Genomic DNA, 16,661 nt, shown 5'->3' on the forward strand with positions numbered 1-16,661 from the left:
TCAGACCTCATTGCTAGATACAAAATTAAACGCTGAATAATGGTATGAAGTATTTAAGGCATAGCGTGAAAAATAGCTCAATGAGTAAGTGTAAAATATGTGGCAGGGATTGGCTGGTCTCAGAAGCCTTAGGCGTTTGTGTTAACTGCATTAGGAGTAGGCGCGAAGATGCTCTTAACATAGTGAGGAGAAATAGGCAATTATGGAGGGTCAGGCTTGGTTTAGAAACGGAGCCACCAAAGGATGGATCAGTTAATTGTCACCTGTGTGTCAACGAGTGCCGTATATCTAAGGGCTCGAGGGGCTTCTGCGGTGTTTGGATTAACGATGGAAGGTTAAGGCCCTTGGGTGGTGAAGGCAAGCTAATCTTAATGACCTACCTTGATCCATTACCAACCAATTGCGTAGCGACACCTGTATGCCCAGCGGTGGGCTGGGGCTACCCTGAATATTCATTATCAAGGCATGGCGAGTATAGTTACTACAACCTGGCAGTATTTATGGGCGGTTGTGAACTTGACTGCGCGTTTTGTCAGAATTACGAACATAAGGTCTGGATAGCCCATGGTAAAGTGAGCGGTCTATTAAGAGTTACAACCCTTGATGAGTTGGTTAGGGGAGGCTTTGAACCCGAGGATTACCTGCGTTTGTTACTTTGGAGGTGATCCAACGCCGCAATCGCCGTTATTAGTATTAACTTCACGAAAGATATTCAATGAGGCCTTAAAGCATGGTCAACAACCCAAGAGAATTTGTTGGGAGACTAATGGTCTCGCGAATCCCTTAATCATGAGGGAGATGGCTAAGTTAAGTCTCATCTCTGGTGGAATTATTAAGATTGATTGGAAGGCTTGGAATCCAGGTGTTTATGAAGCGCTGACAGGAGTTAATGGTGAGAAGGCAATTAAAAGCTCATGAAAAACACCGATTTAGTAGCTAAGATGGCCCGTGAAAGACCCGACCCGCCATTACCCGTCGTAAGCATTCTATTGGTTCCGAGCTACATCGATGCTGAGAAGGTTAGGGGATTGCTAGTTACGTATCATCGCTGGCTAGTAAGTATGATGTTAATATACCCATTGTGTTATTGGCATTTCACCCAGACCATTTAATGAGGGATTTGCCGCCAACGAATATGCGTCATATGAATGAGGCAGTGAGAATTGTTAAGGAGGTGGGTATTAAGGAGGTTTACATAGGCAATGAGTGGCTGTTGGGCACGTATTATTAATTCATTATGGAAAAATAAAAATATGCTAACACATACCCTTTAATCACTATGTCTGTTCCTCAAAAGTACAGGGGCAGACCTATTGAGGAGTTGATCTCGGCTGGTTATTATGATCCTGAGACTAGGACTGTTCACGTCATCACAGGCACGGAGCTTCACGTACATAGCCGTGACTGGCAGCTTGAGGGTCCGCTGCGGATGCTTTTTCATGTGCTTGACCCTGCGGTGGCTAAGGACCCGAAGAACCTAATTGTGTACGGTGGTACTGGCAAGGCTGCGCGCTCGTGGGATGACTTCGAGGCTATTGTAGACTCATTACTAACGATGGATAGTGAGGACACGCTGGTCATACAGAGTGGGCAGCCCGTGGCCATTTGGAAGCTCGGTAAGCACGCGCCGAGGGTCTTAATGAGCAATGCAATGCTAGTCCCCAAGTGGGCTGATTGGAAGATATTTTGGGAGCTCGAGGCCAAGGGATTGATAAGCTTTCACCAGATGACGGCTGGCTGCTGGGCATACATCGGCACCCAGGGCATTCTCCAGGGGACTTATGAAACGATTGGGGCGGCTGCGGATAGGCACTTTGGCGGCTCGCTCGAGGGTAGGTTAGTGGTTAGCGCTGGGCTTGGCAACATGGGTGGTGCACAGCCGCTGGCCATTAAAATGCTTGGTGGTGTGGCCTTGATAGCTGATGTTGATAAGAGGATGATACAGAGGATGATAGACACAGGCTACCTTGACACGTGGACGGATAACCTGGACAAGGCCATAGACATGGCACTCGACGCCAAGGAGAGGCGGCAGGCAACGAGTATTGGCGTTCTCGCCAATGCGGTAGATCTACTTGAGAAGTTGGTTAAGGAGAACATAGTCCCCGACATACTCACAGACCAGACGCCCGCCCACGACCCATTATCCTATGTACCCCAGGGACTTACTGTAGAGCAGGCTGAGCAGTTAAGGAGGAGTGATCCGGAGAAATACATACTATTGGCTAAGGAGACCATGAAGAAGCACGTGCAATTAATGCTTCAGTTACAGGCTAGGGGTGCCGTAACCTTCGAGTACGGCAACAACCTCAGGAAGCAGGCATACGATGCTGGTGTTGAGGACGCATTCAAGATACCCGGGCAGATGGAGTACATGAGACCATTGTTTGAGGAGGGTCGTGGACCATTCAGGTGGACAAGCCTAGTCGGTGATCCAAACGACATATACAAGTTGGACGACGTATTAATAACGCTCTTCGAGAAGAAGAACCCAAGGCTAGTCAGATGGATCAAGAATGCCCGCCAGTACGTAAAGTTCCAGGGACTACCCGCCAGGGTAGTTTACTTAGGCTATGGAGAGAGGGCTTTGTTTGGCAAGATCGTTAGTGAGATGGTTAGGAAAGGCGAGCTAAGCGGGCCAATATGGTTTGGCAGAGACCACCTGGATAGTGGTTCTGTAGCATCGCCATTTAGGGAGACCGAGGGAATGCTCGACGGCTCAGACGCAATTGGGGACTGGCCAATACTAAACTACGCACTTAACACGGCAGCCGGCGCAACCTGGACATGCTTCCACCACGGTGGCGGTGTTGGTATTGGCTACTCCATCCATGCTGGTTTTGGCATGGTTGTTGACGGTACCGAGCTTGCTGAGGAAAAGGCCCTTAGGGTCTTCACCGTTGATCCAGGAAGTGGTGTCGTTAGGCATGCACATGCTGGCTATCCGAAATCCCTAATGGTCGCTAGGGAGAAGGGTATTAGAATACCAATCATTGATAGGCTTGAGGAGAAGAGTAAGCGCGTGATTGAGGAGGCGTATAAGGAGGGTAGGATTAGTAAGTTCACGTATGACAGGGTCAAGAAGGACCTTCAGGAGTATGAAGCTAGGAAACAGAACTACAGAACACCATTCAATACTTAATTACGGCTCCATGATAAAGTATTTAGCGTTTAAACCAGGATGAATTTTATCCTTATTATTGGGTCTATTATCTAGTATTTGCCGTAGTACGTTAACCACCCTACGATACCATCAAGTTTATCAACAGCATCAAGTATCTCACTCATTGTTACCTCGATTCCGTATTGCCTAAAGCCCGTTATTAGGAATTGAACTGAAGCGTCCCTATTGAACGGAGTTATCGTTAGTTCCTCGATGAATCTCCCGTAAAGTGGTGACTTGGGGTTTTCGAGACCTAGAAAACCGTGTAGTAGTCCAACTTCAGAGCCTGTTAATATTACCTTAACATTGCTTAGGTTATCGTATGTATAGGTAAGTATCTGTGTGAGGTCGACCTTGCCAAATCCCTTTAACATCCTAAGTATTTGGGTCTCATCTATCGCTATTACTATTTGGTATAGGTTTTTAGATAAGGCGTTTAGTAAATCCACCAGGTAAACGCTCCTCCAATCAACCTCAATATTAGGTTCAATACCACTGCCGAATACGTTTATGCCTCGAATAATCTTCGCGATATTCCTAATAACGTTCTCAAGTCGCCACTTAATGGACAACTCAGTTAGACAATTCGATATTAATTAGTAGAACCTTCTTTTCGTGAAGTCATTCTCAAGGGTCCTAGCGTCAATGTAGCAATACGGTATGTTTACTTCATTTAGGGCAACCCTCAGTACCGATGTCTTGCCGACACGCCTAATTCCGTATATTTCAAGGAACCTTGACCTACCCCTTATGAAGTTTAGGATGCTATCTACCTCGTTGTCTCTGTCGAAGAGGCCCTCTCTCCTCGTTTTTGGCTCTATGTCGAATAACATGGAATACTCACCCCTGTATATAATACACAGGGGTGCTTAAATCCCTGAACCTAGAAAAATGAGTCAGCTTTTAAATACCCTCATTAGTAATACCTTGGTGCAGCAGATGAGCAGTAAGAAGGAGCTTCCTAAGCTTGAGGTTAAGGGCTTCGTTGGTTATATTAGGTATATTGCTTATTTAGGGACTTATGATGAGTATATTAGGGGCTTGAGTAGGGATGACCACTTGGTTAAGGATCGTAATAAGAAGGGAAAATAACGAAGTCATTACCTGCGCCCCCGCCAATACTGGGTTTGAAGGTTTAGGACCTGGTATACTAATGCCTATTGATGTTGCCCAGAGACTTGGGCTTAACCTATCGGGTGGTGATGCTGAGGTTTACGCCATTCGTACGGCTTCAGGGATTGCCCCCAATATATCGTTTTAGGGAGAGCATCAACGTTAAGGTGTTAGTCAGTGATAGAGATACGCCCATCGTTAGGTTGATACCCATTGTTTCTGAGTCTGTGGATTACGTACTTCTTAGTGATAAGGCTTTAACGGAGTTAGGCATAGTGATTATTGACGCGAGTAATGGCATTTGGTGCTTTAGGGATGAGTTAGGAAGGGCCTTTAGGGCCTCATGCACGCCTGGTTAGGTTATTGCTACGTGTAATATTTGATGCGCTATTGTGCCTATTGTGTATGTGGCTGCAGCTGCACCTAGGGATAGTAATATGTTCATAGCCATTGTATGGGCTATACGGCCGCTTCCTGATATTGCCGTTAATAGGCCACTTATGGCCTGTGCTAGAGCCACGAGCACTATCGATATGTATAGTGAGCCTACGTTGCCGATTATGTGGCCTAGTAATGGGAATGGCGCTATTACGAGTAATGCACCTATTAGGTAGAATATGCCCGTGTATAGGGCTGATTTCCCAGGGTTCTCGAGCGCCTCTTCGGATAGGCCAATCTCGCTTACTTCCGTTATCCTTTTGCTTATGTTCACATCTGTTGATAAGCTGGGGGCTATTTCACTAGCTGTTTTTTCGCCAATACCCATTTTATTTAGGGCATTCTTAACCCTCCTGGTTCTATCCTCTATGTCAAGGTTCTCGAGTTCTATATCTATCTTTGACAACATGGTCTCCCTAATATCCCTCTGGGCCTTTGTCGACATATAAGCGCCTACGGCCATTGAAAGCGTGCCCGCAGTACCAACTATTAGGCCAGCCAGTGTTATGAGTATGGGATTAGCAACGACAGGGGCTAAACCAGCCACTGCAGCTAACACCTCCACTAGACCATCGCTCATTCCGTACATGGCATCCCTAATATTATCGATGAATGCTTCGAACCTCGACTCTTCCTCCTTAAAGACCTCCTCATGCGAGACCTCATCAAGTAGTATCTCCCTAAGCCTATCTGTATATGGGCCAAGCGCATTCTTCCTAACCATCTCACCATACCTCTCAATAGCCTCAACCTCCGCACTCTCCCTCAACTTAACGAGAAAACCAAGCCCAAATAACCTCCTAATTAATACTGAGAACATGACTGAGAACCTGGAGGACCTTACATTACTAACATCAATACCTACTTGATCAGCAATAAATCTCCAGAACTCAGCGTGGCTAGTCTCGTACTGTGATAACTTTAACAATTCCTTTCTTAATTCCTCATTATTCTCAATCTTAGCGAGTGCTGCGTAGATCTCAGCATCCGTTAGCTCATCCTTATAATTCTCAATGACCTCATCTTTGCTAAGTCTTAACTGCATCTATCACCTACGTAAGTACTTGGTTTATTAAATCTATATTCTGGGATAATTTATAAAGGAAATTAGAAATAGTTCGCTGTATGGTATTTCCACTGGATGGTTTACAGGACTATCAATTAATATTTAAGCCGGAACATGAGATCCTAAGGAAGAGCATTAGGGAGTTTCTCGAGAGAGAGGTTTCTCCTCATGCCCTTGAGTTTGATGATAAGGATGAAGTACCTAGAGACATATTAAGAAAGCTTGGGGAACAGGGATTGTGGGGTATTGGCATTGATGAGAGCCTTGGTGGTCAGGGTGGCGATACAGTATCAGCGGTCATATTGATGGAGGAGTTGAGCAGGGTAGCACCGCCTCTGGCCGTTATCCGCGGTACCAATGACTTATTCGTAACGCCCCTTCTCCTCTTTGGTAGTGATGAGTTGAGGAGGAAGTACGTACCACCAATAGCTAGGGGTGAGGCCTTTGGTGCCCATGCCATGACGGAACCATGTTGCGGTAGTGATGTTGCAGGTATACAGACGAAGGCTGTTAGGAGGGGTGATAGGTGGATTATTAATGGTAGGAAGATCTTCATTAGTAATGCCGACATTGCTGATTACATAATGGTCTTTGCAAGGACAAGCGAGCCGCAACCAAATAGGCGTTGGTTTGGGATATCAGCCTTCATAGTTGAGAAGGGAACTCCTGGACTTAAGATTGGTGCTAAGTTTGAGAAGAGGGGTTTGAGAGGTAGTCATGCTGTGGAGGTTATTTTTGATGATGTTGAGGTTTCCGACGAGAATAGGGTTGGTGATGTTGGCATGGGTTTCATAATAGCCATGGAGACCTACGACAGGACCAGGGTTGGTGTTGCGGCGCAGGCACTTGGCATGGCACAGGCGGCCTTTGAGAAGGCCTTCCAGTACTCATTACAGCGCACGGCCTTTGGTCAGTACCTAGCCAGTTTTGAAGCCATACAATTTGGCCTTGCTGAGATGATGGCTGAGTTGATGACGGCGAGGTATCTAACGTACTTAGCGGCTTACCTGGCTGACCAGGGTAGGGAGGAGTTTAAGTATGTGGCTAGTCTGGCGAAGTTTTATACCACTGAGGCTGCGGAGAAAATAGTTTCTAAGGCAATTGATGTTCATGGTGGTGTCGGTGTAATTCATGAGACTGGTATAGAGAGGTTTCTTAGGGATGTTAAGATAACGGAGATTTACGAGGGTGCCAATAACATTCAGAGAGTTGTGGCCTTTAGACAGTTGATAAGGACGTTGACGAAGAAGGGCATTCTAAATCCTGATGTTGCTAAATCAATAACTTAGGCATTAGTCACGCTTATTAAAACATTATTTATCAGATATTCATTTCTTAGGTCATTGATATACCCCCTTCGGGAACGTGCATACTCAATCTCATTATAATTAAGGACAGCCGTAAATAGTCCCTCAATACCTGGTTCAATAATTAATACGAACTCGCCGTTAGGTGACGTTATAAAACTACCACCGAGTACATCACGGTTATCTGGATACTTATACCCTGTACCCATGGCTGATGCGAAGTATGCCGAGTTCTCAAATGCCCTTACTAGGCCTAGGCTTCTCCATAGGGGTACTCTATCAATGCTTATGCTGCTGGGGTTAGCTATTATGTCTATGCCGTGCTTAGCCATTAGCCTGGTTAATTCAGGATATAGTACATCAACACATATTATGCAGCCTATGTACCAATCATTTATTTTAATAATGCCAAGTCTATTGCCATTACTTATTTCTGCTCTCTCGCCAGTTGCCCTAGATGGATAAATCTTTTCCGAGTAATTAACGAGCCCCTTCTCATTGATCATGGGGCATATACTTACATTCCTATTGTTGGTATTAACGTAAACAGCACCACCAATTATTAAGGCACCTGTGTTATTAGCGAGTTCCTTAAGCAGGCTTACGTATTCATTGAATTCCTCACTACTAAGTACCTTTACTCCAACCCAGTTTTCAGGTAGGATTATTAAATCCGTTGATAGATCCCTAGTTTTAGCCCTTAACCACGCAACGCCCTCATTATAGTTATTAAATCTCCTCGTTTGAGCAATAGCTACCTTAAGCCTATCCATATACTTAACCCATTATTAAACTCTCATTACTTGAAGATTGATCATTCAGGTTGGGTTCTGTCAATATTGACTTTCTAAGGTCCTTAAACATATAGAAACTCCCTGGATACTTCCTATAACCAAGCATTCTATAGTACTCCCTAACGCCGACACCTGATATAACGAGCATCCTATAGGCATTAAACTCCTCAAGAGTTATGTGCTCAGCCCTCGCCATCAATGCCCTACCAATACCACGATGTTGCCACCAAAACAAATCAGTGGTCTTACTACCAATTGGTAGTTCAGGACCATAAACATGTAATTCCCTAATCAATGCAGTCCTCCCAACCTTTATCTCAGGCCTATGCGCATTAGCACTTGGTATCCTAAGCCTCAGTATTCCGTAGAGCGTGTCCTCATCATCAGTAGCCTCTAGGAACACCTCATGACCACTCGATGCCTCATAATCAATCCTATTAATCATTAGTCTCCTCGGTGTTGGTACTAGGCCCTTCTTTATGTACTTATGACCAACCTCACGGCACCTAATCTCCACACAATTAAGGCCTAGTTCCTCCATATCCTTAAGCACTACTTCTCTCATATTACCTATTTTTGGCCCATCAACAACCCAGTGAAGTGGTATGTCCCTACCAAACCTCATAACCCTGACCCATCTGGGTATTGAAGCCATGATACGGGCCAGGAGCCAGTGCCAAGTCTCCTCATCATAACTCCTATAAAGGCCCTTTAACCACTCCTCGTATAACTCGGTGTCCTTTACCACAAAGGTTGGGTAAACCTTAATGCAGTCGGGCATGAAGCTTGGGTCACTGAATATTGTCTTTACCATCTCGAGATCCCTATCTGGTGTTGATCCAGGGAGCCCTGGCATTATGTGGTAGCAGACCTTATAGGCAGAGTCCTTTAGATACTGGGTCGCTTCAATGACTTCCTTAACACCATGACCCCTCTTAACTCTCTTAAGTACATCATCGTATATAGACTGAACACCAATCTCAACCCTAGTAAAGCCGAGTCTCAGCATAATATCTATGTGCTTAGGCTTCACGAAGTCCGGCCTAGTCTCTAGTTCGAGAGCTACAACTCTAATTCTTGCCTTCTCATTGCGTTTATGTTCATACTCAATACTGGTATTATCAATGGATTCCGTGCCTATGAATGGATAATCATTAACAGCCTTGAATGCATTGCCAACAAACCACTCAAGGTATGACTCAGGCAGTGAGGTCACTGTGCCGCCCATTATTATTAGCTCAACCTTAGATACTGGATGATGAAGAGCTTCGTATTGCCTTATCCTAGCCACCACCTGCTTGTATGGATCGTAATTCAATGGTGCTGCCCGTAATACCACAGGCGAGTCCGGGAGGTAACTCTTTGGCGTGTTTGTCTTTTTTCCACCTGGGCAGTATATGCAATTGAATGGGCATGCCACGGGCTCAACCATTATGGCAATTGGAACTACCCCAGATATCGTCCTAGTGGGCTTTAATCTATTAAGTAATGCATTACTTAGGCTATTCATTACCTGCAGCTATAGGTCCTTTATGGGTCTTTAAAACGCTTTCATCATTTATAGCAGGTAATTTAATATTGATCGCATCATAGGTTTTTAAACCAAGTAGTGATGTTTTAATTGATATAGGTGTCGGGAATTAGGTCATTAATTAAGAGGTATTTTCCATATGACGTATTTAGGAAGTATCAGTGGGAGATAGCCAGGGGTATTTATGATTCATTATCAAGTGGTAAAATTGCGCTAATTGAGGCGCCAACAGGTGTTGGTAAGACGGCAAGTGCCTTAGCGGCTTCATTAGCATATGCGGAGGAGAGTGGCGTTAAGGTTCTATTTCTGATTAGGACTAAAAATGAGGCTCAGGCGCCAATTAGGGAGTTACGTAGGTTAAGGGATAGGGGCGTTGATATTGATTATGTGATAATTAGGAATAGACCAGATATGTGCTGTATGGTTAGTACACGTAAACTCCCATACGAGGAATTCCTTGAGGAGTGTAGGTTTTTGAGATCAAGTGACGAATGCCCCTATTATTCCAATATTAGGAGAGTTGATGTTAATAGTTTAATGCTTCATATAATGGATAATACAGGTAGTATTAATGAGTATGTATCATCATTATGTGCACTCAATGTTTGTCCTTATGAGGTATCCAGGATGTACCTGGATCGGGCTAAGATCGGTATTATGACCTATTACTACATCTTTAGTATCAATAAGCCTGAATCCATAAATATTGATGTTAAGAATTCCGTTTTAATAATTGATGAGGCACATAATTTACCGGATGCAATAAGTGGATTGAATACTATTAACCTACCCTTGGCCTCGGTAATTGCCTCGATTGCTGAGGTTAAGAAGTTAATTGATGATGAAGAACTGAAAAATAGAGTTCTCAGGATACTAAGGGGTTTACAAACATACATGGTTAAGTTAAGTAGGATTCTTGAGGAGGAGACGATGGTATCACTGGAGTTGGGGGATGTCCTTCAATTCTTTGAGGATTTCCAAGCAATAAAAGATGCCTATTATGAAATAATTAAGAAGAAGAGAAGTGCTGGTGTTCCAATACCATATACACCACTATCCCGCCTATTGGATTTTCATAAAGCCGTACTCAATAAGGTGAGTGGTTTCAGCGTATTTCTTGCCAGGGACGAGCAAGGAGTCTCCCTTGTTTATAAGTGCGTTGACCCATCTGTAGTAAGCAGCTCCGTAATTAATGATGCAAATGGCGTTGTACTTATGAGTGGTACATTACCACCAAAGGATTACGTAGTGAGCATGCTGGGTATAAATAGGGATGTTGTTGAGTATAGGATTGGCTTTAGAGATTATGTTAAGTCTGAGAATTATGAAGTCCTGGTTTATGATGGTATTACCACAAGATACGTGGAAAGGGATGAGGAGGAATACGCTAAGATCGCTGATGTGCTCAGTAGAATTTACCAGGCATATACACTTGATAAGGCAATACTATCAATATTCCCATCATACGTAGTCCTCAAGGCCGTTAGGAAATACCTAAGTCCAGGTGTTAAGTACGTAATGGAGCTAGGTAGTACGTCAATTGATGATTTAATCAGGGATTTAAGGAGCAACCGTAGAAAATTAATAATGGCTGTGGCTGGTGGTAAACTTGTTGAGGGTGTTGAATATAGGCTCGGCACCGAGAACCTACTCGGCCTTATAATCATTATTGGTGTTCCATACCCAGAACCTAATGATTATCTTGATGACATAATGGAAATTCTGGCGGCCAGGCTTAACGATAGGAGGATGGCTTGGGAATTAACGTATCAATGGCCTGCCATAGTTAGGATTAAGCAAGCAGTGGGTAGGGCCTTTAGGTCTGAGGATGATAAGGCATTAATAGTGCTCATGGACCGTAGATTTAGGGAAATGAGGCTCGCTAAAATATTCGAGGATTATTTCGGTAAGTATGTCATTGTTGATGAGAAGGAATTAATTAATGAAATCAAAAACTTTACTCCTCGTTAATATTTTCCTCAGAGCCTTCCTGCGACTGCTCCTCACCGGCTTCACCACCTTCCTGTGCGGCATACTGTTGTTGCTGCACTTGCTGGGGCTTTATCTGCGGTGGTCTTGGTGGCGCCAATATTCTTTCTGGGTTTTGTTGAGGTTGTGGCATATATTGTGGAGTCGTTGGCGCTGCGGCAGTGGCTACGGATTGCGATGTTGATTGTTGTTTCATTATCCTTGATATGTATTCGAATCTCCTATCGAGGCCCATGGCTATTTGATACATGGCTATAAAACTAATTATTAATGCTGCAGCAATGGCTATTAAGGATGCCATAAATGCTATTGAGGAGTATGGCACATAAGCATCGCTTGTTGTTGGGAATAGGGTTATGGCTGTTATTACGAATACAATGGCTATCAACGCAAGTGGTATACCTAGGTAAAGCACGAGCTTGCTTAAGCTGGGTGTTAGCTCCTCAATCCTAGGCTGCTGAGTTGTTGGTCTAGTGACTGGTGCTTGCCTTGGAGGTAATTGAGGTGGGGGTTGATAGGTTTGTGAGTATGGAGGTGGTGGAGGTGGTCTATACTGAGGTGGAGGTGGCGGCGGTATCTGTGGCGGTGGTGGAGGTGGATAAGCTGGGTATTGCTGGTAAGGTGGTTTCCTGGTCTGTTTCTCTTCTGGTTTTTTCTCGCTCATTTATAACACCATTAATTATTAAGCTTTATAATTAATAAGTTAATAAATGTTTCGAAAAAGAGTTGGTGATAAGGGTTAATGATTATTGATTCGCTGGTTGTTGCTGAGAAGGATTCAGTGGCTAGGGCCATTGCCAAGTACCTAGCCCAGGGTAGTATAAGTATCAGGAGGATTTACGGTATTAAGGCATACTGGTTCACGAGAGACAATAGGCAGTGGGTTAGTATTGGGCTTAAGGGACACATAATGAATGTTGATTTTTCTGAGGAGTTAAATAAGTGGCATTCCGTAGAGCCATCGAAGCTATTTGACGTTGAACCGATACTAGTGATTAGGGGGGATGATTTAAACTACGTGAGGGCATTAACACACTTAGGAGCAAGTGCTAATACGGTGTACTTAGCCCTAGACGCTGATCCTGAGGGTGAAGCCATAGCCTATGAGGCCATGTTTGTTATAAGGAACGTAAACCCAGGAGCAGTCTTCAAGAGGGTTTTATTTTCAGCAGTGACTAGGAACGCCATCATAGAGGCCTTCAACTCACCAACGAACTTAAACCCTGGTCTTGCCAAGAGGGTCTTCACAAGGATGGTCCTAGACCTAACACTAGGTGCCGTCTTCACTAGAGCATTAACCCTCAGTGTTGAGAAAATCGATAGAAAAGCACTATCGAGGGGGAGCTTCCTCAGTTATGGACCGTGTCAGACACCGGTACTTAACCTCGTCGTGCAAAGGGCTCTTGAGAGGGAGAACTTCAAGCCTGAGAAGTACTATACATTGCACATAATTGTTGATGCCGATGGAAAGAGGATAATGCTTGATCATGATGGTGTATTTAAGGACAGGCAGGAGGCTGAGAAGATACTGAACCTAGTAAGGAGTATGGCCAAGGCTAAGGTAATAATTGCCAGTTATAAGGAGGATTTCCTGGGTCCCCCTGTTCCTCTCGATACAATAGAACTTGAAAGAAGAGCCAGTAGGTTCCTGAACATTAGGCCTAAGGCGGCTCTTGACATAGCTGAGGAACTTTATAGGCATGGCTATATTTCATACCCTAGGACCGAGACGACTATTTATCCACCAACACTAAGCCTTAAGCAGGTACTCCTTGAACTTACCCATGGTGAGCATGGTGACTATGCAAAGACATTACTGGGCATGACTATTAAGCCAACTCGTGGTAATAGTAACGATGGTGCGCATCCACCAATATACCCAACAAGAGGTGTTTCAAGGCAGGAGTTGCTTAGGTACTTCAAGAATGAGAGGTATTGGAAGATTTACGATTTAGTGGTTAGGCACTTTATGGCTACGTTAAGTCCTCCTGCCCGTATTGAGAGACAGAGAATAGTTGTTGAAGTTGTTGATCATAGATTTAGTACGGATGGATTAAGAATGATTGATAAGGGCTACCTAGTGATTTACCCATTTGAAAGTCCAAGTGAGAAGGTACTACCAAGGGTGAAGTTAGGTGATGAGTTAAGTATTATTAAGGCCTGGGTTGAGGAAAGGGAGACTGAACCACCACCATATCTATCAGAGTCGGAATTGCTTAGGTTAATGAGGAAATACGGCATTGGAACTGACGCGACAATGCAGGATCATATTCATACGAACATAATCCGTGGATACTTTAGGGTCAGGAATAAGCAATGTATACCAACGCCATTGGGCAAGGCAGTAATAAACGTATTTAGTAAGACAGGTGGTGAGCTCATTGATCCATGGTTTAGGTCACGCATGGAGAAGGCTCTCATGGAAATAACAAGTGGTTCACTAAGGCCCACTGATGTATTGTTTACATTTAAGAGTGAGGCCAGGAAGATATATGAAAAGTTCATGAATAGGCAAAATGAAGTCGCTATGGAGCTCATAAAGGCATTAAAGGAATCATTAAGTAAAACTAACAGGAATAGTAACAGGAAAGTATCATAATACTTTTATTCCTGAGCAATAATTAGGGCGTAATGAATAGTCATATTACTGATCTACTTAGGAGTCGTGTCAATGATATTTGGTATAGAATATTTAATCATCCATTTGTTATTGAATTATTCAACGGTACGTTACCACTTGAGAAGTTTAGGTTCTACGTTATTCAGGATTACAATTACTTAATAACATTAACAAAATGCCAAGCCATAATAGCATCTAAGTTTGAGGATCCAACAACCATGAGAAAGATCCTTGAACTTGCGCTTGCTGATGTATCCACAGAGCTTGAGAACTACAATAAGCTACTTAATACTCTTAATCTAAGTTTTGATGATGCTATTAGGATAAGACCGAGTCCTACAAATATTGCGTATATGAACTTCCTATTGACTACATGCACCTTAGGCAGTCCATACGAGGGCTTAGTGGCGATATTACCGTGTTACTGGACTTACCTGGAGATCGCTAGGTACCATGTGGAGAAATTAAGGAGTAATCCCATTAAGATTTATAGGGATTGGGCCTCGATCTACTTAACCCCTGAATATTCAGGTATAGTTGATAGTCTCAGAGTGATAATTGATAAAGCCAGTGATTATTTAATGAGGGACTTCGACAAGCTACTGAATATATTTAGGCAGGCCAGTGTTTATGAGTATTTATTTTGGGATATGGCATACAGGCAGGAACAATGGGTATTATAATTTTAATAAACTAATACCAATACCACCCTTACCTGGGCATGCTTGAGAGGTGCCTCGCTGCTGGCAGTATTGTTGTTCCTGCGTCTATTACGAATACCTGGCCCGTTATATTTCTCGCAGAATCACCCACGAGGAACGCCACTAAATCAGCAACCTCCTCAGGCTCTATTATACGGCCAGTCAGTGTACCAGTCTTAACCCACTCCTCCTCCTTAACATTAAGCACCTGCAGTAGGCTCATACCCAACTTGGTCTTGACAAGGCCGGGGGCTATTGCATTAACGGTTATGCCATAGGGCGCCAACTCAGCTGCCAGGGCCTTTGTGAATCCTATCAGGGCAGCCTTCGCCGTTGCGTAGGGAACATTGTATGCTGCGCCCATTATACCCTCTATCGAGCTCATGTTTATGATCCTGCCCCAATTATTCTTGATCATGTGAGGCACGGCGAATTTAGTCAGTAAGTAGGCTGACTTCAGGTTCGTGTTTATTATCTTATCCCACAAACCCTCGTCAATGTCTACGAAGGGTCTCATTATGCCGAGACCAGCGTTATTAACGACAACGTCAACAGAGCCCCACTGCTTAATTGCCTCATCAATCATGGCCTTTGCACCATCAGCTGTAGCAGCATCAGACTTAACAATTATCGCCTCACCACCAACACTCTTAATCAAACTCATGGTCTCCTCACCCTCCTCATCATGCCTCTTATAATTAACAACAACGCCAAAACCATCCTTAGCCAACCTAACGGCAATAGCCCTACCAATACCACGACCCGAACCTGAAACAACAGCAACTCTCCTAACCATATCAAGTGGCTAGGTTAATAAGAAGTGAATTAAGCGTTACCTAGCTAATAATTATATAGTTAATATAGTATACGTATTAAATAAGTTTACCAATGTATATATTATCACTGTTTTCAATTATCTTAACCTTAACCTGATTTTCAATTAGTATTGATTCCATATGGGGATTAGCTATTACCGTAATAACTCTATCGTGTATTACCGAGTCCTTTATTGGCAATATAATACCTAGGAATTCACCTCTAATTATCCCCCTGCTAATTATCTTAACCTTAACCTCATCACCAATAGGATATGGCTTAGGCAATTGAGGGGCTTTATGTATGTTTAATTTCTCATTAGTAGCCGTTAACTTAACGCCCAACTCCCTCTCCAGGTTCTTGATTTTTTCCCAGAATTCTTGCCATGTCATAATCCTAACCTTCACCTTTCTACCTCTCTTATGCGGTATATACTTTTGAATAAGTACGGGTGGTAACTCACCCTTGCCTAGTCCTACATTTGTAGCCCATCTAATGATCTCAACTATATCATTATCATTTATACCAGGTAACCAAACGGGGGATGCAACAACATTAATGCCCAACTCAAGTGCTAGTGATACTAGTTCCTTAATGTGATCTACATCATACCAAGAAGCCCCACTTACTTTCCTGGCCAATTCAGGATTTAATGAATCAATACTTAGGTTTATCCTATCTAAACCTGCCTGTGCCAATTCCTTGAGTTCATCCTCACTAAACATGTATAACCTAGTCTGCATGGATACTGTAGAAATTCCGTTTATTGCCTTAATACCACGAATAAGATTGACCAGGTATGGATAAACGCCTGGTTCACCCATACCATCAATATGGGCCTCAATATCCATCGTTCCCTTAAACCTAACGACCTCCTCCAACGCCGCTAATAATGTCTCAGGATCATCAATGAATTCTGCCCACCTATTTGTTGATTTTGGGCCTGCATTAACCGAGCAATATATACAGGATAATGGGCATAGTGTTGTTGGCCTAACCTCTATTACATTCGTACCTCTATCAACTATGCCGAAGGCTAGAGTACCTACCTGAGGTGTATCCCTATCTACCCTGATTACTTTCCTGATTCTCTTAACCTCATCAATACTCCTCTTCCACATTG

General features: G+C 43.6%; 17 protein-coding genes. 9 read left to right on the forward strand and 8 right to left on the reverse strand.

The window, feature by feature from the left end; all coding sequences use genetic code 11:
• Window positions 1-80: 80 nt before the first annotated feature.
• The 3 genes from VMUT_RS12995 (at window position 81) to hutU (ending at window position 3,142) form a co-directional block, all read left to right on the forward strand.
• Complete coding sequence (locus tag VMUT_RS12995) at window positions 81-665, forward strand: hypothetical protein (RefSeq protein ID WP_202795184.1); 585 nt, start codon at window positions 81-83, stop codon at window positions 663-665.
• A gap of 249 nt (window positions 666-914) precedes the next feature.
• The gene (locus tag VMUT_RS13000) at window positions 915-1,112 is read left to right on the forward strand and encodes a hypothetical protein (protein WP_202795185.1); all 198 of its coding nucleotides are present in this window, start codon (window positions 915-917) and stop codon (window positions 1,110-1,112) included.
• Between the two features lie 167 nt (window positions 1,113-1,279).
• A complete protein-coding gene (gene hutU / locus VMUT_RS04085) occupies window positions 1,280-3,142 on the forward strand; it encodes a urocanate hydratase (RefSeq protein ID WP_013604163.1) in 1,863 nt (620 codons plus the stop codon).
• Between the two features lie 71 nt (window positions 3,143-3,213).
• On the opposite strand, the gene VMUT_RS04090 is transcribed toward hutU, so the two are convergent.
• Window positions 3,214-3,735: an AAA family ATPase gene (locus tag VMUT_RS04090; protein WP_013604164.1), complete on the reverse strand. Its 522-nt coding sequence runs from the start codon at window positions 3,733-3,735 to the stop codon at window positions 3,214-3,216.
• 24 nt (window positions 3,736-3,759) lie between these two features.
• Window positions 3,760-3,996, reverse strand: coding sequence for an ATP-binding protein (locus tag VMUT_RS12190; protein ID WP_013604165.1), 237 nt, complete (start codon window positions 3,994-3,996; stop codon window positions 3,760-3,762).
• Between the two features lie 106 nt (window positions 3,997-4,102).
• On the opposite strand from VMUT_RS12190, the gene VMUT_RS12935 reads away from it, so the two are divergent.
• The gene (locus tag VMUT_RS12935; RefSeq protein WP_193387205.1) at window positions 4,103-4,255 is read left to right on the forward strand and encodes a hypothetical protein; all 153 of its coding nucleotides are present in this window, start codon (window positions 4,103-4,105) and stop codon (window positions 4,253-4,255) included.
• Window positions 4,256-4,365: 110 nt separating this feature from the next.
• Entirely contained in the window at window positions 4,366-4,635 is a 270-nt protein-coding gene (locus VMUT_RS04100) for a hypothetical protein (RefSeq protein ID WP_048056860.1), read from the forward strand.
• Here the strand turns inward: VMUT_RS04100 and VMUT_RS04105 are convergent.
• Entirely contained in the window at window positions 4,632-5,759 is a 1,128-nt protein-coding gene (locus tag VMUT_RS04105) for a VIT1/CCC1 transporter family protein (protein WP_013604168.1), read from the reverse strand. The genes VMUT_RS04100 and VMUT_RS04105 overlap by 4 nt on opposite strands.
• Window positions 5,760-5,839: 80 nt before the next feature.
• On the opposite strand from VMUT_RS04105, the gene VMUT_RS04110 reads away from it, so the two are divergent.
• Window positions 5,840-7,069, forward strand: a complete 1,230-nt coding sequence (locus tag VMUT_RS04110; RefSeq protein ID WP_013604169.1) for an acyl-CoA dehydrogenase family protein — start codon at window positions 5,840-5,842, stop codon at window positions 7,067-7,069.
• Here VMUT_RS04110 and VMUT_RS04115 read toward each other — a convergent pair.
• Together VMUT_RS04115 and VMUT_RS04120 are read right to left on the reverse strand one after the other, a co-directional pair.
• Entirely contained in the window at window positions 7,066-7,860 is a 795-nt protein-coding gene (locus tag VMUT_RS04115) for a carbon-nitrogen hydrolase family protein (RefSeq protein WP_013604170.1), read from the reverse strand. The genes VMUT_RS04110 and VMUT_RS04115 overlap by 4 nt on opposite strands.
• A gap of 4 nt (window positions 7,861-7,864) precedes the next feature.
• On the reverse strand, window positions 7,865-9,391 hold the full coding sequence (locus tag VMUT_RS04120) for an elongator complex protein 3 (protein WP_013604171.1): 1,527 nt from the start codon (window positions 9,389-9,391) through the stop codon (window positions 7,865-7,867).
• 120 nt (window positions 9,392-9,511) lie between these two features.
• Between VMUT_RS04120 and VMUT_RS04125 the strand changes: the two genes are divergently transcribed.
• Window positions 9,512-11,383 carry an ATP-dependent DNA helicase gene (locus VMUT_RS04125; protein WP_013604172.1) on the forward strand — a complete coding sequence of 624 codons (1,872 nt, stop codon included), beginning with the start codon at window positions 9,512-9,514 and terminating at the stop codon, window positions 11,381-11,383.
• Here VMUT_RS04125 and VMUT_RS04130 read toward each other — a convergent pair.
• Window positions 11,370-12,065 carry a hypothetical protein gene (locus tag VMUT_RS04130; RefSeq protein WP_013604173.1) on the reverse strand — a complete coding sequence of 232 codons (696 nt, stop codon included), beginning with the start codon at window positions 12,063-12,065 and terminating at the stop codon, window positions 11,370-11,372. The genes VMUT_RS04125 and VMUT_RS04130 overlap by 14 nt on opposite strands.
• A gap of 78 nt (window positions 12,066-12,143) precedes the next feature.
• Between VMUT_RS04130 and VMUT_RS04135 the strand changes: the two genes are divergently transcribed.
• Window positions 12,144-14,000 carry a DNA topoisomerase gene (locus tag VMUT_RS04135; protein ID WP_013604174.1) on the forward strand — a complete coding sequence of 619 codons (1,857 nt, stop codon included), beginning with the start codon at window positions 12,144-12,146 and terminating at the stop codon, window positions 13,998-14,000.
• A 32-nt stretch (window positions 14,001-14,032) separates the two neighbouring features.
• A complete protein-coding gene (gene tenA / locus VMUT_RS04140; protein ID WP_013604175.1) occupies window positions 14,033-14,704 on the forward strand; it encodes a thiaminase II in 672 nt (223 codons plus the stop codon).
• A gap of 28 nt (window positions 14,705-14,732) precedes the next feature.
• Here tenA and VMUT_RS04145 read toward each other — a convergent pair whose 3' ends face one another.
• Complete coding sequence (locus tag VMUT_RS04145) at window positions 14,733-15,518, reverse strand: SDR family NAD(P)-dependent oxidoreductase (protein WP_013604176.1); 786 nt, start codon at window positions 15,516-15,518, stop codon at window positions 14,733-14,735.
• Window positions 15,519-15,594: 76 nt separating this feature from the next.
• The gene (locus VMUT_RS04150; protein ID WP_013604177.1) at window positions 15,595-16,659 is read right to left on the reverse strand and encodes a radical SAM protein; all 1,065 of its coding nucleotides are present in this window, start codon (window positions 16,657-16,659) and stop codon (window positions 15,595-15,597) included.
• Between the last annotated feature and the right edge of the window lie 2 nt (window positions 16,660-16,661).

The organism is Vulcanisaeta moutnovskia 768-28, assembly GCF_000190315.1.
GTDB lineage: Archaea > Thermoproteota > Thermoprotei > Thermoproteales > Thermocladiaceae > Vulcanisaeta > Vulcanisaeta moutnovskia.